The following is a 25592-nucleotide window of genomic DNA, read 5'->3' as shown; positions in this document are numbered from 1 at the left end:
AAAAACAGGGGTTGTTCATGAAAACGTGCCTTATCGTCGATGATTCCCGGGTGATCCGGAAAGTATCGCGGCATATTCTCGAAACACTCGGCTTTACCGTCGAGGAAGCCGATAATGGCCAGACCGGGCTGGATGCCTGCGAAAAGGCCATGCCCGACGTTGTTCTGCTCGACTGGAACATGCCGGTAATGACCGGCATCGAATTCATCACCCAGCTGCGCCAGCGGCCCGGCGGCGACAAGCCGAAAGTCGTGTTCTGCACGACCGAAAACGACGTGGCCCACATCCGCGAGGCGATTTCGGCAGGTGCCGACGAATATGTGATGAAGCCGTTCGATCACGAAACTCTCCAGATCAAATTGCAATTGGTCGGCTTCGCGTGAGCGCAGGCAAACCGTTCAAGTACGGGGCAAGCGCGGCTCGCTCCGAAACCTCCCAGACCCGACCGCCCCAGACCGGGCGTGATGGCGCGGTTCGGGTGATGATTGTCGACGATTCGCTTACAGTGCGCACCATTTTCAAACGCATGGTCGAAAGCGATCAGCGCATGAACGTTGCCGCCACGGCAAGCAGCGCCGAACGCGCGATCGCCCAGCTGAAAAGCACACCGGCAGATGTGATCCTGCTCGACCTCGAAATGCCCGGAATGGGCGGTTTGGAGGCGCTTCCCGCGATTCTCGAAACAGCGGATGGCGCGCAGGTTCTGGTCGTGTCATCCCTAACCGAAGACGGCGCAGAGCACACGATGGCCGCGCTCTCCATGGGGGCCGCCGACACCATGCTCAAACCGCTTCCCGGCGGTTTTAATGAACAATATCGCAACCAATTGCTGGACAAGATCAGGGCACTTGGCGCGGATCAGGGCATAGCTGCGGCAGAACCGGCGTCAAAGCCTGGAATAACTGGTCTGCATAAAAAGCGGCCGAAGGTAATCGCCATCGGTGCATCGACAGGCGGTATCCATGCGCTCAACATTTTGCTGCGCACGCTCCCTGCCAAATTCGATCTCCCTATTCTGGTGACGCAGCACCTGCCTTCGTCGTTCGTTCCTGTGTTCGCGCGCCAGATCGAAGTGGTCAGCGCGCGCAAGACCAACATCGCCGAGGAAGGCACCGCCATCCTTCCCGGGGAGATAACGATCGCCACCGGTCACGGACACATGGAGATCCGAAAGCGCGGCGATCAGCTCGTTTGCACATCGTCAGCCAAACCCGCGCCGAGCGGCTGTATGCCGTCGGTCGATCCGATGCTGTCCAGCCTTTCAGAGGCATGTGATGGACGTGTCCTCGCCGTGATCCTGTCCGGCATGGGCCGCGATGGCCTGGAGGGGGCACGGGTTCTGTCTGAAAATGGCGGGACGATCTTTGCGCAAAACGCCGAAACCAGCGCGGTTTGGGGAATGCCAGGCGCCGTGACAAAGGCCGGTTTGACCAGCCTGGTCGCGCCGCCAGAGGATCTTGCCGCGGCTATCATGGAACAAACCTTCGCTGCAGTTCACAAATGATCGCGGCGGGAAATTTCTAATGGATGCCAGCCACGCCTCGTATCAGATTATAGCAGACCTGCTGGCCGAACGAACCGGACAACACCTGACAGAAAGCCGCCGGTGGCGTGTTGCCACTGCGCTATCGGGCGTGTTTCGCGAACACGGTATCTCGAACATCGACCAGCTGGTTTGCCTGCTGGACCTCCCGATGCGCACGCCAGGCAAACCTGACCTGTCGCAGCAAGTGGTCGAAGCGTTGTTGAACAACGAAACCTATTTCTTTCGCGACAAGCCAACCTTTGACCAACTGCCTCTCGATATCCTGCCGACAATTGCGGAGCGGCGCGCGGATACGAAACACATCTCGATCTGGTGCGCTGGCTGTTCGACCGGGCAAGAGGTGCATTCGATTGCCATGTTGATCGCGGATATGCGCGAACGCTGGGAAGGCTGGACCATCGATATTCTGGGTACCGATGTTTCGCATCGCGCGATCAACTCGGCCCGCAACGGCGTATACAGCCAGTTCGAGGTTCAGCGCGGCCTTGGCGTTTCCCAGATGCTGACCCATTTCGAAGAGACATCGCAGGGCTGGCAAGTGGCCGAAGGCACGCGCGCCATGTCGCGTTTTCAGCAGCACAACCTGCTTGGCGAGCCGCCGACACGGCAAAAGTTCGATCTGATCTTGTGCCGCAATGTGCTTTTGTATTTTGATCATCAGACCCGCGAAAAAGCGTTCGACCGTCTCCACTGCGCGCTGGCCGATGACGGGTTTCTGATGCTGGGCGCAGGTGAAACCGTGGTCGGGCAGACGCGTGCTTTTGTCCCCTCTCCAAAACGGCCCAGCCTCTACGAGACATCACATAGCGCCGCAAAAACCTCTTTGCTTGTCGCCAGTTGAGCGGCGCGAACCTCTAGCCCGCAGCATAAGCGCGTTCCCCGCGTTCTCACAGCTTTTCAGGCTGGTTTACGGTTTACTGATAATTAGCCATTCGCCTTTAGGAATTGCCTCATAGAAATTCGGGGCCACTAGCCGGGGCACTCGATCGGGATCGCTACGAAGCAGGGAATGATTAGTGCCAGCAAAGGTTAAACCAATGCGATTGTCGCCGGCAGGGCTAGTCCTCGCCCCGCTGGTCGTGCTTTCATTCGTTTTTGCGCTCATCGTCGCGGTCGTGATGGCCAGCGACCGGTTGACATTCGTTTCACCGAGCGCGCTCTTCATTGCCGCTGCGCTGCTCTACGCCGCGACCATTTTCCTGCTAAGCCGCACCGGCATGAACAATGTGCGCGAACTGGCAGAGGTGATGACCAAGGACAGCCTTACATCCCTGCCCAATCGCCGCGCACTGCATATCGATATCGACAAACTGTCCGATGGTGAAGAGGATGTCGCGATTGCGCTGATCGACCTCGACGCTTTCAAGCAGGTCAACGATCATTACGGCCATTCGGTCGGCGATCAGCTGATCAAACGGTGCGCTGCACTGCTTGAAGATGTCTGCGATGAGGAAGCCCATTGCTACCGCCTGGGAGGTGATGAATTCGCCGCAATCATGGGCGGGCCGGCTGCGGGAACCATCCTTGAGGGGATTTGCCGCACATTGCTGGAACAGCTTGCCGTCCCAATTGATCTGGACGGCCGACAGATTACAGTTGGCGCCAGCATCGGCCTTGCCCGCAGCACCAGCGTCAACCGTCTGTCTTCATCCGAAATGCTCCGCCGCAGCGACGTCGCGATGTATATGTCGAAACGCGGCGGCAAGATGCGTTGTACGTGGTTCAACGAAACCTTCGACCAGCGCCGCGATGCCGTCCGCGAATTGGAAGATGCCTTGCGCAGCGCCGTTTCGGAGGGAGAGTTCGAGCTAGCCTATCAGCCACTTGTCGATGCCGGCAAGGGCAACATAGTAGCCGTGGAGGCATTGCTGCGCTGGAACCGCAAGAACGGCGAAGCAATAGGCCCCAATGTATTCATTCCCGTCGCCGAGGAGTCGGGCATAATCAATCCGATCGGCCTTTGGGTCCTGCGCCAGGCTGTATGCGATGCACTGCGCTGGGGCGACATAACCCTTTCGGTAAACATATCCGCTGCCCAGCTGCGCAATCCCGAATTCCCGATCAAGCTTGGCGAGATCCTTGAGGAAACGGGCTATCCGCCCGAGCAACTGGAATTGGAAGTTACGGAAACATGTCTGGTCCTCGATCCTATCGTGGCCGAACGCAGCCTCGACGTGATCCGCGGGTTCGGCGTGCGCATATCGCTCGATGATTTCGGCACTGGCTACGCTTCCATCGGTTTTCTGCGCCAGTTCCGGTTCGAGAAGTTGAAACTCGACCGCAGCCTCGTCGTGCAGGCGGGACAGGACGAGGGTAGCCGCGCGATGATGCTTTCAAGCATTGCGGTGGCCCGTGCGCTGGACATGGGTGTGACCGCAGAAGGCGTGGAAACCGACGAACAGGCGGAACTGGTGCGTATGGCAGGGTGCGACCAGATTCAGGGCTGGCTCTTTTACAAGGCCATGCCAGCCGATCAGATTGACGATCTGATTGCGCGTCAGAACGAGGAAGAAGAACTGCTTGAAACGCAGGCTCAGATCGGCGTGGCCGCGGCCTCTAACAAGACAGTATAGATTGCCAGAATGACAGGGCGGGCGTGCAACGCCAACGCCCCGCTGTGCCAATCAAGTTACCAGTTTCTATTGAAAAATTCGCAACGAATTGCCCGAATTCAGGCGATTCCCCTGCAAGACGCAAGGAATTGGAAAGGATTTTCCTTCATAACTTTTTGCGTGAAATACTGACTTAAGGGTCGAACCGCATGAACATGATGAGCCTCAACGAAGAGCATGATAGTCGTTCCATCACCGATTTCTCACAGCAGTTGGGAATAGGCATGGACGATAGCGAGCCGTCCGCTTCATCCGGTTCAGTGAAAGAACGAGAGAACCACGGTTTCCTCGAACGGTTTCAGTGGTTTCGCGATCTTAGCATTAAAGGCAAAATCCATGCGATCTTCGGAACGTTTTTCGCTGTCCTGTTTGCGATGGCAATGGTCTTAGCATTTGGTCTGAGCGAGGTGTACCTAAGATACCAGACAAGCGTCGAGGCGCAGGGCGGCGTTGTCGCATCGACCGAGCTGCGCGGTTCAACCGGCGAACTGCGTTACAACACCGTTCGCATGATTTTTGGGCAGGAAACGCAAGCGCAAGACCGACAGCGCGAAAGCTTTGCCGCGGCGCGCGCGCAGCTTGCCGAAGTTACGGAGGTGGTCCAAAAACACATCCCCCAACTATCAGACAAGCTGGCCGAGAACCGTGACAGCCTGAATGAATACAACGCCACATTCGAAGCGTTGATGACAAGTCTCGAGCGCGAAGGCCGCAGCGAAGCTTCGGTCGCGCTCGCTTACCAATTGTCGGACCAGGGTGATGCGTTATTCCTGCAGGCGGACGAATTTGCCACCGATCTCAGCCGGTATGCCGCTGAAATCGAACAAAGCGGGATGGAGTATTTTTTCAGCATGATCACGATCGTGGTCATTCTCGGACTGATTGGCAGTACGATTCTTCTGATAGGCCTCGGCTATCTTTCCACTGGCTTTTCACGCCGGGTCAGCGCGATTACCGATGGCATGGTCCGCCTGTCGAAAGGCGACCGCGAATTTCAGATCGACGGCATTAATCGCAAGGACGAGCTTGGCGCCATGGCCCGCTCTCTCGCGATGTTCAAACGCACCGGGGCAAAGCTGGAAGATTGGGCGCGTGAACGCGCAGAACGCGCTGAAACTGAAATGCGTAGCCAGCAGGAGCGCGCTCGCGAGCGGGAAGAAGCCGAGCAGCGCAAAGCCAAACTGCTTGTCGATGTCGCCCGCCAGTTCGAACAAACCGTCGGCGAAGTCGTCAGCAATGTGAGCACCGCATCGCGCGAATTGCAAAGCACGGCCACCCGTATGGCCGGAACCGCGCAGCAGACCAGCGAGCGCACGAATGAACTTTCGCAGGACATGACAGAGGCCAATTCCGGCGCGACCGCAGCGGCTGCGGCAAGCGATGAATTTGCCCTTTCCATCGGCGAGATCAGCCGTCAGGCGGCGTCTTCCAGCGAACTGGCGCGGCTTGCCACGGATGCGACTGAAGAGGCGGATACGACTATTTCCGCCCTCGCCGATTCCGCCGATCAGGTCGGCCAGATCGTTGAATTGATCTCCACTATCGCCCAGCGCACAAACCTGCTTGCCCTCAACGCCTCGATTGAGGCGGCACGCGGGGGCGAGGCCGGGCGCGGGTTTGCGGTCGTCGCCAGCGAGGTCAAGGAACTCGCCATGCAGACCAGCCGCGCGACCGAGCAGGTAGCCGATCAGATCCGCGCAATGCAGGACACCACCGGCGACAGCGTGACCGCGCTGCGATCCATCGCGTCACAGGTGAAAGAGCTGGAAACCACCGCAGTGTCCATCGCAAGCGCTGTCGATCAGCAATCCGTTGCAGGACATGATCTCGCCCGCTCAATCGATCTTGCGGCGCGCGGCACTGAAAAAGTCGCCTCGCATGTCGATGACGTGCGCGAATTGTCGCTGTCTACAGGTGCAGCAGCAAGCCAGGTTCTGAGCAGCGCCAACGATCTCGACAAACAGGCATCCACTTTGAATGCGCAGGTCGAATCTTTCCTAAGGCAGGTGCGCGAAGGGTAAGGTCAGCGCCGCTTCCGCTGGTTTTTGCGAACGGGAAAAAGGTGTGCGCAGCCATACGCGCCGCATATCCTTCCTGCTCCGCCGGACCATGGATCGAAACTGCCCCCTAGCCCGGCAGCCATCGGTGCGTTCCCGCCCGCCCTACGCTGGACGCCCCTCCGACATTCCCCTGTCCAGCTGCGCCAATGACCGCTAGGCCTCAGATAATCATGGCTTTACCTGTTCAAACAGGGAACGGAGCCGGGCTATCATCGAAGGTGCGTTAATGGACCGAATAAAAGTATTGGCGCAATATGGTCTGCCCAAACAGATGCTGACCAAAATCGCAGGCCGTGCAGCGTCAGCCCAAGCGGGTGCCGCCACCACCCGGATGATACGCTGGTTCGCGCAAAAATACGAAGTCGACATGGCTGAAGCGGCCAATCCTGATCTTTCGAGCTACAAATCGTTCAACGACTTTTTCACGCGCGCTCTCAAACCAGATGCGCGGCCCATGGCAGATGCAGATTTTCTGTGTCCGGTGGACGGCGCGATCAGCCAATTCGGCGCGATTGACGATGGCAAGATGTTTCAGGCCAAAGGTCACCAATTCACCGCGACGGATCTGGTAGGCGGCGATACCGATCTGGCGGCGCGGTTTCAAAATGGCAACTTTGCCAACATCTACCTTTCGCCAAAGGATTATCACCGCATTCACATGCCATGCACCGCAACATTGCAGCGGATGATATACGTGCCCGGCGCGCTTTTCTCGGTCAATCCTGTGACCGCGCGCGGTGTTGCAAACCTGTTTGCTCGCAATGAACGCGTGGTCTGCGTCTTCGATAGCAGCGATTTCGGATCATTCGTTATGGTGTTGGTCGGGGCGACAATCGTCGGAAGCATGCAGACCGTATGGCATGGCGTGGTCAATCCATCGCATTCCGGCCAGCTGGCGGAATGGACATATGATGATCAGGGCATCGTGCTGGAAAAAGGCGCGGAGATGGGCCGGTTCCTGCTTGGCTCGACAGTGATCATGCTGTTCAAGCCCGGCACCATTGAATTCAACGAGAATTGGGCACCGGAACAAACCGTTCGCCTTGGCGAGCGGATGGGCGACGGTCTGCGCTAAGACGGACTTCAGGCTCTAACTGATGCGGTTCTATTGCAGCTCTTAGGCACCAAACATGCCCGAGATCTGAGCGGAGCGATGGAGTGGCACCCGCAATTCCCTTGATCGACTTCCGGCCACCTGATTCAATCAGATCAAAGACTTGAACCATCCGAGTGGTCCAGCCTTAACCTAGCTGCAGGCATTTCCCCGTTTCTGGTTAAGGCGGGTCTATCAAGAGCGAGTTCGGTGAACATGGCAACCTCACCCGAGGGGAAAACTAGTCAGGACAAGATCGCAAAGTCGATCTTTTACGATTTGAATTCGATTTTTCCTGAGGCAAACAGCGTCGGCAGACCGAATACTGCGGGAACCGGCAACCTAATCGACCGGTGGCGCAACGATCTTCCCGTCGCTGAGAAGATTGCCCTGATCAAAAAATCGCTTGGCCTCGTGCTTGTGGCCGCCACCGTATTTTTTGCGATTGGGTTTGTTGAGATCGGCCTGTCCAATAGCGCGAAGATAGCCATCGCCGGATTACCCGGCAGTTTCCATGAGGGTGACCCGCCCGGCCCACTCTTTTTGTTCGGCAGCATCGGCCAACAAAACGGCGACATCGCCTCTTGCGGCCTCGCCATTAGGATCGACATCTTCGCCTAGCTGAACTTTGCCTGTCGGCCCTGCTTCTGTCAGACTGACAGGACGCAAAATCACGCTTTCAAGATCGCTTTCCTTAAGTCGCTCGTCTGCCGCGTGCTTGGCTTTGAGATAGTGGGCAAGTTCGCTGTCGCTATCGGGGTCTCCGGCGCCCACCGAGCTTAACATTACGAAACGCCGCACATCGCCTTTTTCGGCAAGCTCGATCAGGCGAATGGCCCCGTCCCGGTCAATCTTGTCGGTCATCTCCTTGCTCGTCCCGCCGCCAGAACCAGCGGCAAAAATGACCACCTCACAGCCTTCGGTCACATCGTCATCCAGATCGGTGAGGTCACCTAGACGGGTTTCGATATTTTCAGGAAGTTCGGATGTGTCCGAAGACGATCTCACGAGCGCGACAGGATCGTGACCTCGCGCGCAAAGCTCTTCGACAAGGCGAACGCCTGTTTGGCCGGTCGCGCCGGCTACTAGAATTTTCATCTCAATTCTCCAATCGTGTCCGTCCCCCGCGCAAAGCGCAATCAGGGAGGAAGGGTTGCATTGACATCGGCGCGCCGTTTCAGTCGAATTCAGCTGTGGTTGCGCTCATATCCGTTGGTCTGGAATTTCCAGCCCTTCTTGCGACACTAACGGAACCGCAGACCGAGTGTTCCAAGAGATATTTTCCGCTAGGAGCGGAACGCGCCTGAATTCCGTTCGACGAGCTACGGACACCAGAACGGTCGCAGGCTCTATGCGTCTGAAAAGCTATCGAATATCTTGGCAAGTCCCGGGACATCGTCCTCCGCTTTCAACGCGGCGATAGCTCTTGCAATTTCGATATCGAATTCCGTAACGCTGCCGTCCTGCCCCTGTTTCTTTCCGCCAAGGGAGCGAGTGAGAGCGATTGCAGCTTCATTCTCGGCGAGAATATGCACGGCGAATTCCCGCAAACCTTCCCGGTAACAATCCAGCAGCAATACCGCCGTGAGGAGCCTCGCAAGGCCGCGGCCATGATACTGATCGACGACCGCAACAGAATACTGGGCGGTGCGCGGATCACTCTCCTCGCGGAAAGCATGGACGATCCCCAAAGCCGGGCTATCGTCCAGATCAGACCGCAAGGCTCCCCAGGCTATGTGGTCGTATCCATCAACATCGATAAGCTTGTTGATCACGCTTTGCGGCGCCTCTCTCATCCCTGAAAAGAAACGCAGATAGCGTGAGTGTTTCGACAGGTTTTTAATCCCGTCTTTCAATCGCTGCTCATCGCTCGCCGCCACTCGCCGAATGCAGATAGGCGTTCCATCGTTGAGAACGGTGTTGATGATCAATTTCAGCCCACGTTACCAGCTGATCTGGCGCTGTTCGATGATGCAGGAATGGCAATTGTATATCGCGTCCCGCCATCACCGCTGTCGAGCGCGATGGTCCCGCCCATCTGTTGCACGAGTGCGCTGGTCAACCTTTGCCCAAGACCTGAATCGACGCGCGCATTCTCATCAATTCCAGGGCCATCATCGCTGAATAGTATTTTGATACCCTCCGCCGAATTCGCGATGCTCACCGACAGGCGGCCGGTCTGGCGGCCAGCATAGGCATATTTCAGGCTGTTGATAGCCAGCTCATTCACGACAAGGCCCATCGGGACCGCTATCTCGGTTGTCAGAGAGATGGGCGGAAGGTCCAGATCAATCTGCAGTTCCCATTCCGGCGGACCGAAAGCCGAAACGGCATCGCGGACCACACCGCCGATATACTCGTCAGCAGATACTTGGTTCACCGACTCATTCCGAACCAGCCCCCTGTAAAGCGCGCCGATCGACATCACGCGGGAATTGATGCGCTCAAAAGCGGCCTTGCAGTCATCGTCGGAGAGAGAACGGCTCTCTATCGCCATGATCGAACCTATCATCGCCAAGCTGTTCATGACCCGGTGATTGAGTTCCTCCAGCAGGTCGTTAGCTCGTTCAAGTGCGGCTTGCTGGGCACGTTCCAACCGCTTTTCCAGCGTTGCGTCCTGCATCGCTAAAAGAATAGTTCTGGAATTTTTGCCATCGCGCAGGATTTTGTGCGCGTTGAGCACGATGAATTTTTCACCGATGCCGGGAAAGTTTTGGCGAACTTCGAAATCCACAACGGGCGCGTTTTCGGTCAGCACTTCACCGAGCATTTTATGCAATTCGGGAATATTCCACTGGCCGTTTCCCATTTTCTGCAAAGGTTTGCCAATGGTCGCGTCGGGCGATGTATCGAACACGCGATAAAACGCTTCGCTTGCGGTCAGAATAACCTGATCGGCATCGAGCACGAGCAAAGGCTCGCGAAGTGTGCCGACAATTCCGGTCATGAGCCGTTCCTGCTTCTCCATCTCGCGGGCGGCGAGCGCTTCGGCAGTCACGTCTTCCAAGACAAGCAGAATTCGCGTTGATCCGTTTCCGGGCCGTATGGTTTTACGCGCATTGAGCAGCATGATCCGGTGACCGATATTCTCGAACGTGTGCTCGACCTCGTAGTCTTCGATGGAAGTCTTCGTCTCGATAACCCGCTCAAGCGGTTCGAGCAGCGAGGGGATATCCCACTGCCCGTTGCCCAGTTCGCGCAAGGGTTTGCCGATCGTTTCAGCTTCACTCGCTTCGAAAAAATCGTAAAAACGCTGGCTGGCGTATTCAACTGTCAGGTTGAGCGTAAGGACAAGAAAAGGATCGGGAAATGTTGCTGCGATTTCAGTCGCATCCAGCATTCCCAAGGCTGATCGATCGGCACTCATCTCAACGTCGTCCTTCTGCTGCTAACTATTATTCCCGAATGATTAGCACAAGTAGCGTGATCGCCATACCGGAACTCAATGCAAGGCACATGACACCGCATATGACATTGAAAAGATGGAGCGAATGCGTTTACGCAGCGCCCATGCTGGTCCTGCTTGCACATAAATTCCGCCGCTATACCGGCATCCGATCGCCACGCGGTGCAGCTCAATCGCAGATCGCATCCAGAATAGTCGGACACAAATACCGTTTCGATTGTTGAGGGGGGAAAGGAGACAGCTTTGCCCGATACCATCTCAGTCAATGGCAAGTCGCAGACTCTGCCGGAAGACCCCCGTACGTCCCTGCTTGATTTCCTGAGGCACGATCTCGGCCTCACCGGCACCAAGAAAGGGTGTGACCACGGCCAGTGCGGAGCTTGCACGGTCATCGCCAACGGTGTCCGGATCAACTCCTGCCTCACTCTGGCAGTGATGCATGATGGCGAGGCGATCACGACGATCGAGGGTATCGGTTCCCCTGACAATCCGTCCGACCTCCAGAAGGCATTCGTCAAAAACGATGGTTTCCAGTGCGGTTACTGTACGCCGGGGCAAATCTGTTCCGCGACAGCGATGATGGATGAAATAGCCAACAATTGGCCGAGCGACGCCAGCGAAACACTGGACGGCGAGATGACGGCCTCAGGCGAGGAAATCCGGGAACGGATGAGCGGCAATCTGTGCCGCTGCGGCGCGTATGCCAATATCGTTGCCGCCATTCGCGAAGTATCGGGAGACAGCGCATGAGACCTTTTTCATATCAGCGAGCTCGCACCCTGCAAAACGCAGGAGACTTGACGGGTGCGGAAGGGACTTTGGCAATTGCTGGCGGGACAAACCTGCTGGATCTGATGAAATTGCAGGTCGAAACGCCCGAAACGCTTGCCGACATAAACCGCGTCGGCTTTGCCGAGATCGAAGATACCGCTGACGGCGGGCTTTCAATCGGGGCGCTCGCGACCAATACCGAAACGACGGTCCACCCTCGGGTGCGTTCGGATTATCCGGTACTTGCCCGCGCCATTCTAGCCGGCGCAACGCAGCAATTGCGAAACAAGGCGACGACCGGGGGCAATTTGTGCCAGCGCACCCGCTGTTTCTATTTCACCAATATCGATCAACCTTGCAACAAACGCGAACCGGGCAGCGGCTGCGGCGCAATCAAAGGTATTGCCAAACTGCACGCCGTTCTCGGGACAAGCGACCAGTGCATCGCAACCTATCCCGGAGACATGGCAGTTGCCCTTAGCGCACTTGATGCTCAAGTGCAGATTGCAGGGCCAGGCGGCGCTGAACGCACAGTCGCAGTTCGCGACTTTCATTGCCTTCCCGGTGATACGCCCTGGCGCGAAAATGTGCTTGAACCGGGCGAAATGATTCAAGCTGTTACCCTGCCCCCGCCAGTCAGGGGTGCGCAGCTTTACCGCAAGGTTCGCGAGCGCTCATCTTACGCCTTTGCGCTGGTTTCCATTGCCGCCATCATTGAGATGAATGAAGGGAAGTTTACCCGCGCCGATCTTGCATTCGGCGGGCTGGCGCACAAACCATGGCACGATCCGCGCCTTGCCGAAACACTTGTCGGCAACGCCCCGTCTAGCGAACTGTTTGACCGGGCAGCTGACCTCTTGCTCGAAGACGCGCAGGGGTTCGGTGAGAATGACTTCAAAATTCCCCTTACCCGGCGGACGCTGCACGCCGTCCTTGAGCAAGCAGCGGAGGAGGCGGCATGACCGTGCATTTCAAACAGGACGAGCCCGACAAGACCAACCGCCTCGATGGCATGAAACAGGGCATTCTGGGCAAGGCCATCCCCCGCGTGGACGGAATGGCAAAGGTCACCGGAACGGCCCTATACGCCGCTGAATACCCCATTGCCGGTTGCGCGGAAGGTGTGCTGGTTACGTCCACGATTAGCCGCGGGAAAGTGGTTTCAATCGGCAAAGAAGCCGCGCTCGAAATGTCCGGCGTTCTGGCGGTCATTGACGACGCGAGGATGTGCACGCGCGCAGCGCAGGGAACCGCCGGTGGAGCGCCTCAGCAGGAACCGGGCGTGGTCAGCTACTGGGGCCAGCCAATCGCGCTGATCGTTGCCGAGACTTTTGAAGAGGCACGCGATGCGGCCAAACATCTCGCCATTGAATATCGCGAGGAGGACGGGGCCCCGCTCGACCCTCAATCGGTCGAAGCCGAAGAGCAGGAAGACGAAACCGTCAGGCAGGGTGATCTGGCCCATGCCATGGCCGAAGCGGCGCATTCGGTCGATGTGACCTATACGACAAAGGGGCACGCTTCTGCGGCGATGGAACCCCATGCAGCGATTGCACAATGGAACGGCGAAAAACTGACCGTTCACGCATCGCTGCAAATGCTCAATTACAACATCAGCGAATTGGCTGACGCGCTGGGCATGGAGGAGGAGAATATCCGCATCGTGTCGCGCTTTGTCGGCGGCGGGTTCGGGTCAAAGCTTGGCATAAGCGAGGAAACGGTCGCCGCGTCTCTCGCGGCAAAGCATCTCGGCCGGCCTGTGCGCGTTGTAATGTCGCGCCAGCAAGTTTTCCAATGCGTGATGCGGCGGTCGGAAACGACGCAGCGACTGCGTCTGGCAGCGGATGAAGGCGGCAAATTGACAGGCTTTGGCCATCATGCGCTCGTTTCGAACCTGCCGGGCGAAGCGTTTGCCGAACCGGTCCTGCAATCATCCCATTTCCTGTATGGCGGCGAAAACCGCGAGCTGATGCTCGAAGTGGCACGCATACACCGCATGACTGCCGGATCGGTCCGCGCGCCGGGAGAGGCAGTGGGTATGCCCGCGCTCGAAGGGGCAATGGACATCCTTGCCGAGAAAGTCGGCATCGATCCGGTTGAACTACGCCTCAAGAATATTCCCGAGAACGATCCGGAACAGGGCCTGCCCTTCTCATCCCACAAACTGGCCGAATGCCTCAAACAGGGTGCCGAAGAATTCGGTTGGGACAGCGGCCCGCGCAAGCCGCGTCATACTCGTGAAGGTGAATGGTGGATTGGCACGGGCATGGCGAGTGCCGCGCGCGTTCACAACGTTTCCGAAGCAAAGGCGCGGGTAACGCTGAAGGCTGACGGAACGGCGCTTGTTGAAACAGACATGACGGATATCGGAACCGGGACCTACACGATCATGGCGCAGCTTGCCGGTGAGATGCTTGGCCTCGATCCCGAAAACGTGCTGGTCGATCTGGGCGATACCCGCCATCCGCGCGGGCCGGGTTCAGGCGGCAGTTGGGGCGCGGCGTCCATCGGATCAGCGGTGTATGTCGCCTGCAAAGCGATCCGAGAGGCGCTGGCAGAGCGCATCGGAACCACCGAAACAGAACTTGACCTGTCTGATGGCTCAAGCTCGACAGGTGAAAGCCTTGTCACGATGCTTGATGGAAAAGACCTCTCGCGCGAAGGGCATTACGAACCCGGCGATATCAAGGACGATTACACCGCGTCGGGCTTTGGCGCTTTCTTCGCGCAGGTCCGGGTAAACCGGTTTACCGGCGAAACACGCGTCGACCGGATGCTGGGTGCATTCGGTTTCGGCCGGGTGCTCAACCACAAGACCGCCCGGTCCCAGTGTCTGGGCGGTATCACATGGAGCATCGGCGTCGCTCTTACCGAGGCGCTCGAATTCGATCCGCATGACGGCCACCTCGTCAACTGCGATCTGGCCGAATACCATGTTCCGGTCCACCGCGACGTGCCCGATCTCGATGTGGTTATGGTCGAAGAGCGCGATCCGGCAGCCAGCCCGATCCAGGCGAAAGGCATCGGCGAGCTTGGCATGTGCGGAGGGGCTGCGGCCATCGCGAATGCCATCTACAATGCGTGCGGCGCTCGCGCCTTCGATTATCCCATTACCCCTGATCGCGTTTTGGCGGCGATGCCGGACTGATCATTCCGCTTGCGCCAAGGGTCAGGGCAGACATTTATTGTCAGCACGGCGCGCGCGGCAGAGGTCGCCATTGGAACGGCGACCGCCCCCACCCTACGACAGTATTTGCTGCGCGAGTTTCGCGGCCTTGGTTTTGCCTTTCGATTGCCCGAGACACTTTCGAACCTCGTCACTCAAGGGCTGCGGCGCAATTGCTTGCGCCTCCACCATTGCTTCGAGAACATAGAAGGAATTACGCTGGCTCAGATCGAAATGGGGCAACCAGTCCTGCAACGCGGTGCCGATCGCATTTGCGTGAAGCGGTGAAACCTCAATCACCTGCTTCAGGGTCTCTCCCACCCGGTTGAGTTTTAGCCAGCCGCCATTCGCCAGACGCGCCATCGTGTGCGCAAATAGAGCCGGATTGAATTGCCGCGTTTCGATCCCCTCAATCATGGCATCAATGGCGAGCCCCTTCGCATCGGCATCCTTACCCACCAATCCGAGCGATAGCAGCAGATGTTCGGCCTCACCCCATACCCGCCCGCGGACAAACAGCGCCTTGAAAAAGCCGTGAGACGGGTTCCAATTGCTGGCATCATCATCCACCCGCTGCACCAATAGCCTCGCTCCGCCGAAATAGGCGTAGGCCGGGTTCTGAGGCCAGATATAGGCAAGCCACTGTGCAACCCATGTCGTATTCAAATCGCCGTCCAAATCATATCTGGCCTTGGACTTGTTCTGATGCACGGCTGCTGCCGGCATTTCTTCCCACCCAATGCCTTTCTTCAGGTTCAGGAGGCGGGAGACATTGAATACGCTGGCCTCTTCGCCGCCAGCGGAACCAGCGCCCCGGTCGGTCTGCTCTACCCCCGCTTTAAAAATCGGGGTCCTCCACCGCATGTCGGCGTACTGTTCCGCCTTGCTTGAGGTGCTCCATTCGTAGATGGCCGGAACCACCCCGCCGGGCCACGGATTAGTGACGCCGAGCGGTTTGAATTCCTCACTCCAATCCGCAAGGGGTTCGCGCGCGCGCTGCGGTAATCCACGAAGCATACCGTTCGCGGTCGCTACGCGTGGGGGTATCATTACCGCCCAGCGCAAACCGGGCCAACCGGCCCGCATCGCCAGAGAGAGCCGACGCCATTTCCAGGGCTTGAGCCCGATTATCCGGCGCGAGCCGCAGCAGCGACAGGCGAAAATCCATCGAATCTGCGATCCCGCCCGCTTTCACCGCTCGCAGGCGCTCGACCCAGACCAGCGGATCGATCCATCCCCCGCGATGCGTGATTGCCGAAAGCAATTGCCGTGGCTGACGGCTATGCACATGCCGCGCGGCCGAATGAAGAAACGCGATCACCGGCACAAAAGCGTCCTCCTGTCTGTAGTAGGCAAGCTCCTGATTGTCCGGGTCGCGCGGCTCTCCCATTGCCCAAGTGAGCACAAGTGCACGCACCGCCTCGGCAACACCCGGCAAAGCCGACGCCAGACCGGTCTGGCTTGTCCCGCCTTTTTGCATACGGTGGATGAGCGGATCGACGCGGTCCCGGAAATCGGCCGGACGCTGATCGGCAAGGCGGCTGATCCCGTCGATCAATCGCTCGATCTCGTCGACATCCTCGACAATTTCGGCGCAGTGAAAGGCAAGGTCGATCAATTCCTGCAAGTCTTTGACCGGTGCAATTCGCGCTGCATCGTCAAGAACCGTCCATTGCGCGAAATCCCGCGTATCAGGGCGATAGGCGGCGATAATCTCGGCATCGGGTGCGGCCGCGGCAACACTTCCAGGTTCAATCGCATCGCCAGCCAGTTCCAGCAGCTTCGCCATCGCGCCGCGGTGGCTGGCAGCGACAAACGCGCCGAAACTTTCAACGCCCCGCCACTGCGACCGGTCGAGCGACCCTGCATGGGTGCCGAGCATCGCAATCGCTTTGTTTTGGACGTCCGCATTAGGATGACGCAGACCTTCGATAACACCGCCCAGTGCCTGCGCATCCGGCTTGCCCCCGTTTTGTTTGGCCGTGCGTTTGAGCAGTCTGTCGAGCAGCCGCAATGCGGCGATGCCATTGCCTTTCGCTTCTGTTGAAAAGACGCTCGGCAATTCAGGGAGCACCTTTTCATCGTCCAGCAGCTTTGCTTTTTCGAGCGCGGCAAGCATGTCGATCGCGAACTTGGCGACATGGCCGACCGGGTGGCAGAGCAGAGCAATCAGCGCGGGCTGGCGCGACGCGATCTCTTTTTCGCTCGGCTGCAACAGCTTGAAAAACTTGTGATAGCCCGCAAGCTGGTTCTGCTTGATATCCGCCTGCAAACCAGACAGCGCCAGATCGAGCAGCTTTGCGCGATCATAATGGCCGCCTTCTGCCAGTTTGACGAGCGCCTGGGGCCACGTTTCGTAATGATCCGGCGCGCCTTTGACGAGCCAGCTGTTGGTGTTGAATGCGGTCGTCTCCACACGGAAAAGCCCCTCGATGTCGTCGAGGAGTTTCGGGTCGGCGAGCACTTGCTTGCTGATCGGGGGCACAACCGTCTTATCCCGTCCATAGAAGCCCGTTCGCATCAGATGTGAGGCGAATGAGCGATAATAGCCCTCGCCTACGGGTTTTGCGATCAAGCCATCGCACACCCAGGTGCGGACCGTCGCGAAGTCGAGCTGAGGCCATTCCTGTTCAAATTCGTAATCGATCCAGTCCGGCAGCCATTGGGGCCGGCGATCGGCGATCAGCTTGCGAAAGACTTCTTCGTCTTCGTGGCTTGGGCGGATATACCATTTCTTGACTGCGGACAGCGGCCCGAGAGCAAAGACAGCCAACACGGCGTTGCTGTTGGCACGCGAATTCCAATGGGTGTAGCTGCCATCCTTGCGGGTCTTGAGGAACGTCTGCAGCCGGTCCGATGCATTGGCATTTGCTTTGCCTTCATGCAGTTGACGGTGCACTTTGCTGGCTGTTGCCGAAAGCTTCTTGCGCGCCGTTTCGTCCATCTCCTTGAACGCCAGACGGACGGTTTCGGCGTCTTTCGTTTCGAGGATCAGCTGTTCCAGCTCGTCCGGTGTCATCGTCCTGCTCCGCCTTCGTCATCACTCGCCATGATCGAGGCGGCAAGGATGTGTTTGCACGGCCCGCGCTGGCCCTGATATTTGCTGAACCACGGACAGGTGCAGACCGCGCCCTCGGTTTCCAATCGCACGCGGTGTGTCGTGCCGGTTCCGGCAACGTTGTAAATAGCAGGAGCATCGCCGCTGGCAGGAGCCAGAAGAGAAATCTTGCCCGCCATGATCAGCTTGCGAGCATTTCCCAGCCGGGGCTGCATTTCCTCCACCTTGTCGAGATCGAATGGCAATTCGCGGTGAAAGTAGTTGCCGCTCTCACTATCGAACCCAGCCAGACCGCGACTGCCGAGCACTGCCAGCGCGCCGACCACTTCGGCACTTTGTAGCCCCAGCTGATCGCCAAGAGCATTCGCATTAAGCTCCGATTGCCATTTGAGGCTCGCGCGGACCTTCGCCACCGCATCATCGCTCGGCGGGTTTGCCAGCGCCGAAAGCACCTGCCCCTCGCCGGAAAAACCGCGATAAAGTTCCGGGCTGATCAGGAGGAAGAACGAACCCTCGTCGAAACGGACCTCCCACCCGCTCGCCCCGCTGTCATGGTCCACCCAGATGCGCAGCGATCTTGCCCTTAGCAGCAAGGGCTCAAACACCTTGATCCGGTGCGTGCCATGGATCGGCACGGCGCCCGATACTTCGCGCTGACTGGCGCGAATGGAACGGGCGGCGGATATGGCGAATGTGGGCCGCTTCGGAACGCTGGACTTGGGCAGTGACCGCAGGAACCGCAGCGCATCGGGAGCAGCGACTTCCATCGCCACTTCCAGACGCGGCAGGTATGCCTGCACCTCGCTGAACCCCTTGATCCATCTCAGGGGCAGCTGCACTTTTTTTTCAACCGTGCGCTCGCCGCCGCGACTAAGGACAACCTCGTCCGCGCCGACCGCGAATTCGACGTGCTCGTCATCGCGCAACCTAAGCAGCGCACTGCGCATCTCGGTGTTGAAATCGACATTAGTCGTTCCGCGTCCGTGGCAATCGCCCTCGAATACACATTCGGGCAGATCGACGCGGGCATACACGCCGCAGCAACCGCTGAAGCCCTCTAGTCTCAGCAGGCTTTCGTTGCTCGTCAGAACCGGATCGAGCAGCGCCGGTCGCGGAAGGAAGAAATGAGTGCGGACCACATCGCTAAGGACATAGAGCATCTCGCCGGCCTGCCTTGGCCTGCGCAGTTTTCCCTCGAAGAAATAGGGGTTGGCCAGATCAGCATCGCATGTTGCGAGCGAAAGCTGCGGCGCGTTAGCGTCATTTGCGACAACACCAGACGGAAACGCGTACTGATAGGTGAAATCAAGTGCTGCAGCCATGGCCTCTCCAATGCCATTTGCATCCATACACGGGTGCTTACTTCAACCCGGCACCTTCCATGAACGAATGGTTCTGGCTGCGCTATCACGAACTTCTTAATCGCCTGTTGCCGGCGTCGGTTTGATTGATTGAACGCTGTCTCAATTTCACAATCAAGTCCCACCCAGCGCGCACGCCTGTCTGGTTATACCGGCGACCTCCAGAACGTGCGTCCCTCGCGATTGCATCGCCGTAGTTTAGTTGTAATCTGCGCTGCGGGGGGGGAGAGGTTTAATTGAATCAGACGCAGCTTGAAGCGCTGAACTCAATCGAAGCCACCTTATTCGGTGAGTTCCGCATTGCGGCGCCCTCTGGCGAAATCATCGAGCTTACCGATCGCCGTGCTAGCCTGCTGCTCGCGATCCTCTGCATAGAGCCGGGGCATTCGATGGACCGGGAGGCGCTTGCGCGATTGCTTTGGGCTGACCGGTTCCTTCCGCAAGCCAAGGCCAGTCTTCGCCAATGCCTGCTCAAACTGCAACGCAAGCTGATGGAGCATGGCATTGATGCGCTGGTTGTCTCGCGCGCGGAAGTCTCGGTTAACCCGGATAGTTTGCGCTGTGACCTGAGCGGTCTCGAGGCCGCGATTGCAGCGGCAGAAACCGATCATGTGGTCGGCGAATTGCTATCCATAGGCAATCGTCCATTGCTGCAAGGCGTATCGCTCAATCCTTCCTTCGATGAATGGCTCACCGATCGCCGGGTGCATGTCGATGCGCGTCTGCGCTCCGGGCTTTCTGAGGCCATCCGCTCAGCCGCGAAACCGGCCGCAGAGCGATTGACCGAGGCAGCGCGGGCGCGGTTTCCGTCCTACCGGGCTTTCAACCGGATCACTCATCAGGCCACAATCGCGCTTTTGCCGTTTCAGCAAATCGACGCAGTCGGCGGCAATTTCTTCCTCGCTGACGGGATTGTCGATGAGCTTTCGACACGGCTTGCCGGGGTCGGCGGAATTGCTTTGGCGGGCCGGTCTTCGGTGGCTGCGGTCGCTGCACAGGGAGACACCCTTCCCCAGATGGCGCAAACGCTCGGCGTCTCTCACCTGATTGAGGGCGAGGTGCGGCGCAGGGAGCAGGAAATCGAGATCCGCATCGCGCTAATCAACGGCCAGACGGGCACAGAAATCTGGTCCGACCGGCTGAACGGTTCGATCGAGCATTTTTTTGACGGGCGGAAAATCATCGGCACAAATGTCATCGCCGCGATCTGCAGCGCGCTGTGCCTGACAGTAACCCCAGCGCCGTCACGCAAAATGACCCGCGACCGCGACGCCTATGCGCTCTACCTCCAGGGACGAGCCATGATCCAGCGGATTGGCGGGGCGGACGTTTCTGCCAAGGGGATCGAGTTATACGAACAGGCTCTGGAGATTGATCCCGAATTCGCCGAATGCTGGACCGCCCTCGCGGACGCGCACATTATGACAGCAGCGACTACGCCCAGCCTTGAACGGATCGAACATTCGACGAAGGCTGCCGAATGCGCAAAGCGTGCGCTTGTTCTCGATCCCACTCAGGGCCAGGCTTTCTCGATCCTTGGCATCCATGAATGGACACAATTCAGGCCCGCCGATGCGCTCGAAATGGCGTTTGAAGCCTATGCGCGCGATCCCAACGATGCCGACGTATGTTCACGGCTCGGCTCGTGCCTCCTCTATCTTGGCAAAGCCAGAGAAGCGCTTCCTTATGTCGAGGCGGCAGTGGATCGCGATCCGGTTTACGCCCGCAATTATGCAATGCTTGCCTCAACATGGCTGTCCCTTGGTGAGTACGAAAAAGCGTGCGCCGCGGGAGAACGCATGTCCAGCTTGGGCGCACCTGCGATTTGGCTCCCTTTGGCTCAAATGGCGAAAGGGGATTTTGAACAGGCCGTGCAGTCCCATTACGGCCTTCGTGTTCATCTTGGCACCACGATTATGCGTCCCCCCGGTATGCCGCCCATGGACGACGCGGCACGCGATGCGTATTTCCAAATTGCCGCGCAGGGACTTTACAGCGGAGAAGAAACTGCACGCACCGCTTACTGCCAGATGATTGATGGCCTGCACGCCGCGATGCCCGATCCTTACGATACCTCTATCGCACTGCCGGCGATCTGGATGGGACACAGCGAGCTTGCGATGAAGATCTATTCCGAATGTATCCATCCGGCCAATCTATACGGCCTGATGAGCTTGTGGATCGACATCGACCCGATCAATCGCACGATCCGCCATCCCGGTTTCATCGAGTTTGCCGAGCGTATCGGCATGGTCGAGGCATGGGAACGGTTCGGCTGGCCCGATCTGATTCCGCGAGACCCGCGAACCGCCTAAAAGCGCAGGTTTTGACGCTTTTTTGACGCTCGGGTGGATTGACCATCCGATGCCTTGGCTGGCACTTTTCAGTCGACAGGGGAACACAGGATACCGCTTATTTTTACAGGCTTTGGCGAGCGACTGCTCGGCAGGCAGCAGGAAAGTTGCGCCCAATTGCCGGACACGTGCCGGATCGCGGCGAAACGGCAAAAACGGCACACTGTCAGGAGTGGCTGGATCATTGTGAGAGGGGAGAGTGCATGTTCAAATTTCAGACCCTGATCTGCGCCCTCGCCATCGCGCGCGGGCCAGCAGCAAGGATGCGCATTTTCGCGCGGAAAGCGGTGATCGCGCCCGATACCGACGATTAGTCAGCAGAATAATCCTTCAAGAATACACCAAGCACTGTTCGCTTGGTGGGCGCCCTCGGCGGGTGATGTTGCGACCCTATCATCCGCCGGGGGCATTTATCTGCACACTTATAAGGAATGAGAACATGCGCAGCACTGCGACCGCCGTTTCAACCGCCGATCTTCACCCGGCCTATGTCGCTGCGATCAATTCAAACGACACCGATCGCATTCTTGGCCTGATGAGCGAAGACGTTGTCTTTCAGGTACCCGGAGAGGCCGAGCTGGTTGGGAAAGATGCTGTCGGTGCGTGGGCCAACACCTTCTTCGCTGCCTACGAAGCGTCGTGGGACAAGACCGAAATAGCCATGGAGCAATCGGGTGACCTCGCGATCAGCCGCTATGTTTACGTCGCCCGCTATCGCTCACGCGAAGATGGATCGGAACTGCACGAAACAGGCAAGGGCGTTTGCATCTTTCGCTGTACGCCGGCGGGCGAGTGGCGATTGATGATCGACAGTTGGTCGACACATTAACGGAATGAGCCGGGCAAACAGCAACTTTGACTGGCAGTCTCAAAGGACCCGATACATGAAACAGGCGGCAACGGCAGGCATACAGCCGGGTCGGGCGACACTTCCCGCACTTTCCGAAAATCGCACCGCGAGGTTCGCAGCGATTATCGTCCTCTACTTTCTACAAGGCGTGCCATTGGGCTTGTCGCTCATCGCGCTTCCCGCTTGGCTTGCCGAAGCCGGGGCCACGCCTCTTGAGGTGGGTGCATTTGTCGGCTTCGCCCTGCTTCCCTGGTCGACCAAGCTGTTCAACGGCCTTGTTATGGACCGCTATGCTTTCCGGCCGATGGGGCGCAGGCGCGGTTGGATATTGCTTTCGCAGGCACTGATGGTGGCCGCGTTGATCGTGATGGCTGTCATCGCGCCGGGCGCAGGTGACATCGCACTTCTTTCCGCGCTCTGCTTTGCACTCAACCTTTGCGCCACATTCAACGACGTTGCCGTGGACGGGATGGCGGTGGACATAGTGCCTGAGAAGGAGCGCACCGCGATCAACAGCTTCATGTTCGCCAGCCAGTCCTTCGGCGTGGCCGTGTGCAGTATTCTGGCCGGACAAACGCTTGTCTCCTACGGGATTGCCACGACCGCGCTTCTCCTCACAGCCTTGGTCGCGTTCGCCTCGCTTTTTGTAAGCGTGTTCCGCGAACGGCCGGGCGAACGCCTGCTACCCTGGTCTATGGGTCAGGCATCGCGCGAATGCGAAGAGCGCCAGCACGATGCCTGGTGGCCGATCCTGTCAGGCGTATTGCGATCGGTGTTTGTGCCGCGCACCCTGCTGTTTCTGTTCGCGACGGGTTGCGGATGCGCGTATCTGGCGTTCGCCGATGCGGTCAATCCAACGCTCGCCGTTCAGCAACTGGGATGGTCGAGCGAGCGATATGCAAACTTCGGTGCGCTGTTGAACATTACGGCCGCAGGCTTTGGCCTGTTCATTCCGATTTTGCTTGAGCGTGTGTTTGGTCTGCGCCGGTCGATCCTGGGCCAGTTTGCGGCGCTGGTGCTGTTGGCTGTCATCGCTGCCATTTCTCACCCGTTTTGGCTGGGCGATATGCCCTTCATCGCCCTTTCGGCAGCCATGTTTATCACCTCCATCACGCTCGTGATCAGCGCAATCGTATGGGCGATGCGGATCTGCAATCCAGCCATCGCGGCAAGCCAGTTTGCGCTGTTCATGGCCATCCCAAATCTTTCGCGCTCGATCATGTCGGGCAATTCCGGCTGGCTTGTCGAAGGGGCAGGCTACGGCGCTGCTTATCTGGCGGTCGCGGGCATCGCTTGCCTTGGTCTTGTGGTCGCGTGGCTCGCCCGCGTGGGGGATTACACCCAACTGCCGCAGGGAGTGCAGTAAGCTATCGAGAGTCAGATTTGGCGGATTTCCAGCATTTTGGCGTAGCGAACAAAGGCACATAAAATATGGCAGGCGACGCAGGCAAACAGCGGTGGAGTTCGCGGCTAGGATTTTTGATGGCTGCAATCGGTTCCGCTGTCGGGCTTGGCAATCTGTGGCGTTTTCCATTTCAAGCTGGCGAGAATGGCGGCGGCGCATTCGTGCTGATCTATATCGCCTGCGTTTTCCTGATTGGTTATCCGGTGCTCATAGCTGAATTGGCCATTGGCAGGCACAAAAGCGCTGCCGCGGTCGCAGCTACGCCAGGCATGGCAGCCCGGCCCGGTCGATCACCAAACTGGCAAATCGCAAGCTGGTTTGGGATTGCGATGGCGGTGCTGGTTTTGCCAAGTTATTCAATGATTTCAGGGCAGATCATGGCGTATTCCGTGATGGCTTTCATGGGTGATTTGGGCGCTGGCAATGCGCCCCCGCTTTATGGCGGTACAATCACCTCAATGGTGTGGTTCACTGCTTTCTTGGCGATCACAATGGCTGTGGCGTTGCGCGGTCTGAATAAAGGCATTGAGACAGCATCGGTTTTCCTGATGCCTATGTTTTTCCTCATTCTGGTGAGCTTGGCCGCGTTCGCATTGTTCAGCGGTGCGGCGAGTGATGCACTCGCATATTTGTTCACGCCGCGATTTGATGAAGTGACCCCCGAGGTAGTGCTCGCCGCTCTTGGACAGGCGCTGTTTTCGCTCGGTTTGGGCGGGGCTCTTATGATCACACTCGGTTCGTTTCTTTCGGGAGACGAAAATATCAGTTCGAACGCTACCGTCATCGCTGGCGCAGACACGTCGGTTGCGATTGTCGCCGGGCTGATGATTTTTCCGATTGTGTTTGCATTTGGGATGAACCCCGCAGCAGGAATGGGCCTTATCTTTGAAACGTTGCCGACTTTCTTCGCGGGCATCGAGTTTGGCAACCTGATCGGCGGGGCGTTCTTTTTTCTCGCCTTCATAGCGGCGCTCACCTCATCCATTTCTATTCTGATGGTCGCTCGGACTATCGGTAGCGAACAATTTGGCATCAGCGAGCGCAACGCGACCATGCTTTTCGGGCTGCTCGCGTGGGGCGGAGGCATCGGAATTGTTCTGATCGACGGGTTGGATACACTTCTCGATTGGCTGGTGGGGAGCGTGGTATTGCCACTGGGCGCGCTGACAGCCGCGCTGCTCGCCGGCTGGGCCGCGCCGCGGTCGCTAATGCGAGCAGAATTGGCACAAACCAGCGATTGGCTATTCGCTCTTTGGCGAGGCTCAATCCGTTATCTGGTGCCGCTGGCAATCACAGCGATTTTCGTCACGGGGCTGGCCGGTTGAACTTTTAACCGAGCGATGGCTGGACGCTGACCTAGGATTGATTTCTGGATGTAATTATCACGCGCTCGCCCCCATTTGATAGGTAACGGCGAGGAGCTTTCGCCCGAGAACGAAAGGTTGATCACCTTGGATGGTAGCCTAGGCCCTGCGTGTCAGGCAGTTTGCATGGCATCAATACCGGTCCGGTATCCAAGACGGTAAACATTGAAGTCGTACAGGGAGCCAGTTCCCGGCATATCCCCGTCAGAGCGCGCGCGATCTGTGGTAGCATTCACCACTGGTGATGAAGACTTTTTGAAGGAAGTCCGCGCCAGGATCACTGACCGAAATGATTGAGTGCGGCGCCCGATATCGTCCACGTGCGGACTTTCATATCTCAATAGATTGGCAGCGTAAGGACAACATTCCGCCCGCTTGCGGATGCCACGCGGACATGCAGTTACGCTAGACGAAGCGACCTGATGTAAGTGATTGAAAACGGTGGTTGCGGGAGTTGGATTTGAACCAACGACCTTCAGGTTATGAGCCTGACGAGCTACCGGACTGCTCCATCCCGCGTCACCATGTACGCGTCTGCTAGAGACG

The 25592-nt window shown here is 58.1% G+C and carries 19 protein-coding genes and 1 tRNA gene; 13 read left to right on the top strand and 7 right to left on the bottom strand.

The genetic code is table 11. The annotated features are described in order from the left end of the window. The first annotated feature begins 17 nt into the window (after positions 1-17). The 6 genes from ACGHU1_RS12980 to asd all read left to right on the top strand — a co-directional run bounded on the left by ACGHU1_RS12980 (position 18) and on the right by asd (position 7293). Entirely contained in the window at positions 18-383 is a 366-nt protein-coding gene (locus ACGHU1_RS12980; RefSeq protein WP_390587593.1) for a response regulator, read from the top strand. Beyond that, positions 380-1504 carry a chemotaxis-specific protein-glutamate methyltransferase CheB gene (gene cheB / locus ACGHU1_RS12975; RefSeq protein WP_390587590.1) on the top strand — a complete coding sequence of 375 codons (1125 nt, stop codon included), beginning with the start codon at positions 380-382 and terminating at the stop codon, positions 1502-1504. Before ACGHU1_RS12980 ends, cheB begins: the two co-directional genes overlap by 4 nt. A 19-nt stretch (positions 1505-1523) precedes the next feature. Next, on the top strand, positions 1524-2387 hold the full coding sequence (locus ACGHU1_RS12970; protein ID WP_390587587.1) for a CheR family methyltransferase: 864 nt from the start codon (positions 1524-1526) through the stop codon (positions 2385-2387). A 196-nt stretch (positions 2388-2583) separates the two neighbouring features. Continuing rightward, positions 2584-4119, top strand: a complete 1536-nt coding sequence (locus ACGHU1_RS12965) for a putative bifunctional diguanylate cyclase/phosphodiesterase (protein ID WP_390587584.1) — start codon at positions 2584-2586, stop codon at positions 4117-4119. A gap of 188 nt (positions 4120-4307) precedes the next feature. Beyond that, entirely contained in the window at positions 4308-6179 is a 1872-nt protein-coding gene (locus tag ACGHU1_RS12960; protein ID WP_390587581.1) for a methyl-accepting chemotaxis protein, read from the top strand. A gap of 265 nt (positions 6180-6444) precedes the next feature. Continuing rightward, positions 6445-7293 (top strand): archaetidylserine decarboxylase, encoded by an 849-nt coding sequence (asd, locus tag ACGHU1_RS12955; protein WP_390587579.1) that lies wholly within the window; start codon positions 6445-6447, stop codon positions 7291-7293. A gap of 516 nt (positions 7294-7809) precedes the next feature. Here asd and ACGHU1_RS12950 read toward each other — a convergent pair. The 3 genes from ACGHU1_RS12950 to ACGHU1_RS12940 form a co-directional block, all read right to left on the bottom strand. Next, positions 7810-8409, bottom strand: a complete 600-nt coding sequence (locus ACGHU1_RS12950; RefSeq protein WP_390587576.1) for an SDR family oxidoreductase — start codon at positions 8407-8409, stop codon at positions 7810-7812. 251 nt (positions 8410-8660) lie between these two features. After that, entirely contained in the window at positions 8661-9242 is a 582-nt protein-coding gene (locus ACGHU1_RS12945) for a GNAT family N-acetyltransferase (protein WP_390587574.1), read from the bottom strand. A gap of 2 nt (positions 9243-9244) precedes the next feature. Beyond that, the gene (locus tag ACGHU1_RS12940; RefSeq protein WP_390587572.1) at positions 9245-10678 is read right to left on the bottom strand and encodes a sensor histidine kinase; all 1434 of its coding nucleotides are present in this window, start codon (positions 10676-10678) and stop codon (positions 9245-9247) included. Positions 10679-10960: 282 nt separating this feature from the next. On the opposite strand from ACGHU1_RS12940, the gene ACGHU1_RS12935 reads away from it, so the two are divergent. The 3 genes from ACGHU1_RS12935 to ACGHU1_RS12925 are packed head-to-tail and all read left to right on the top strand — an operon-like array spanning position 10961 to position 14636. Next, positions 10961-11467, top strand: coding sequence for a 2Fe-2S iron-sulfur cluster-binding protein (locus ACGHU1_RS12935; protein ID WP_390587570.1), 507 nt, complete (start codon positions 10961-10963; stop codon positions 11465-11467). Next, positions 11464-12450: an FAD binding domain-containing protein gene (locus tag ACGHU1_RS12930; protein ID WP_390587568.1), complete on the top strand. Its 987-nt coding sequence runs from the start codon at positions 11464-11466 to the stop codon at positions 12448-12450. The genes ACGHU1_RS12935 and ACGHU1_RS12930 overlap by 4 nt, the downstream gene beginning before the upstream one ends. Then, positions 12447-14636: a xanthine dehydrogenase family protein molybdopterin-binding subunit gene (locus ACGHU1_RS12925; protein WP_390587565.1), complete on the top strand. Its 2190-nt coding sequence runs from the start codon at positions 12447-12449 to the stop codon at positions 14634-14636. The genes ACGHU1_RS12930 and ACGHU1_RS12925 overlap by 4 nt, the downstream gene beginning before the upstream one ends. Before the next feature lie 93 nt (positions 14637-14729). Here the strand turns inward: ACGHU1_RS12925 and ACGHU1_RS12920 are convergent, their stop codons facing one another. From ACGHU1_RS12920 to ACGHU1_RS12910, 3 genes are read right to left on the bottom strand one after another with little or no spacing between them, the layout of a single operon-like run. Then, positions 14730-15671 (bottom strand): DUF6493 family protein, encoded by a 942-nt coding sequence (locus ACGHU1_RS12920; protein WP_390587562.1) that lies wholly within the window; start codon positions 15669-15671, stop codon positions 14730-14732. After that, positions 15619-17673, bottom strand: coding sequence for a DUF6493 family protein (locus ACGHU1_RS12915; RefSeq protein ID WP_390587560.1), 2055 nt, complete (start codon positions 17671-17673; stop codon positions 15619-15621). Before ACGHU1_RS12915 ends, ACGHU1_RS12920 begins: the two co-directional genes overlap by 53 nt. Then, positions 17670-19034, bottom strand: a complete 1365-nt coding sequence (locus ACGHU1_RS12910; RefSeq protein WP_390587557.1) for an SWIM zinc finger family protein — start codon at positions 19032-19034, stop codon at positions 17670-17672. The genes ACGHU1_RS12915 and ACGHU1_RS12910 overlap by 4 nt, the downstream gene beginning before the upstream one ends. Positions 19035-19309: 275 nt before the next feature. Here ACGHU1_RS12910 and ACGHU1_RS12905 point away from each other — a divergent pair, with 275 nt between their 5' ends. From ACGHU1_RS12905 to ACGHU1_RS12890, 4 genes are all read left to right on the top strand, one after another. Further along, positions 19310-21388: a hypothetical protein gene (locus ACGHU1_RS12905; RefSeq protein ID WP_390587555.1), complete on the top strand. Its 2079-nt coding sequence runs from the start codon at positions 19310-19312 to the stop codon at positions 21386-21388. A gap of 478 nt (positions 21389-21866) precedes the next feature. Next, positions 21867-22256, top strand: coding sequence for a YybH family protein (locus tag ACGHU1_RS12900; protein ID WP_390587552.1), 390 nt, complete (start codon positions 21867-21869; stop codon positions 22254-22256). 55 nt (positions 22257-22311) lie between these two features. Beyond that, the gene (locus tag ACGHU1_RS12895; RefSeq protein WP_390587549.1) at positions 22312-23643 is read left to right on the top strand and encodes an MFS transporter; all 1332 of its coding nucleotides are present in this window, start codon (positions 22312-22314) and stop codon (positions 23641-23643) included. A gap of 65 nt (positions 23644-23708) precedes the next feature. Beyond that, positions 23709-25007 (top strand): sodium-dependent transporter, encoded by a 1299-nt coding sequence (locus ACGHU1_RS12890; protein ID WP_390587547.1) that lies wholly within the window; start codon positions 23709-23711, stop codon positions 25005-25007. 481 nt (positions 25008-25488) lie between these two features. Here ACGHU1_RS12890 and ACGHU1_RS12885 read toward each other — a convergent pair. Continuing rightward, a tRNA-Met gene (locus tag ACGHU1_RS12885) sits at positions 25489-25565 on the bottom strand. Between the last annotated feature and the right edge of the window lie 27 nt (positions 25566-25592).

The organism is Erythrobacter sp. MTPC3, from assembly GCF_042854385.1.
In the GTDB taxonomy this organism is placed as follows: Bacteria; Pseudomonadota; Alphaproteobacteria; order Sphingomonadales; family Sphingomonadaceae; genus Erythrobacter.
This window is presented reverse-complemented; position numbering and strand designations above follow the sequence as displayed.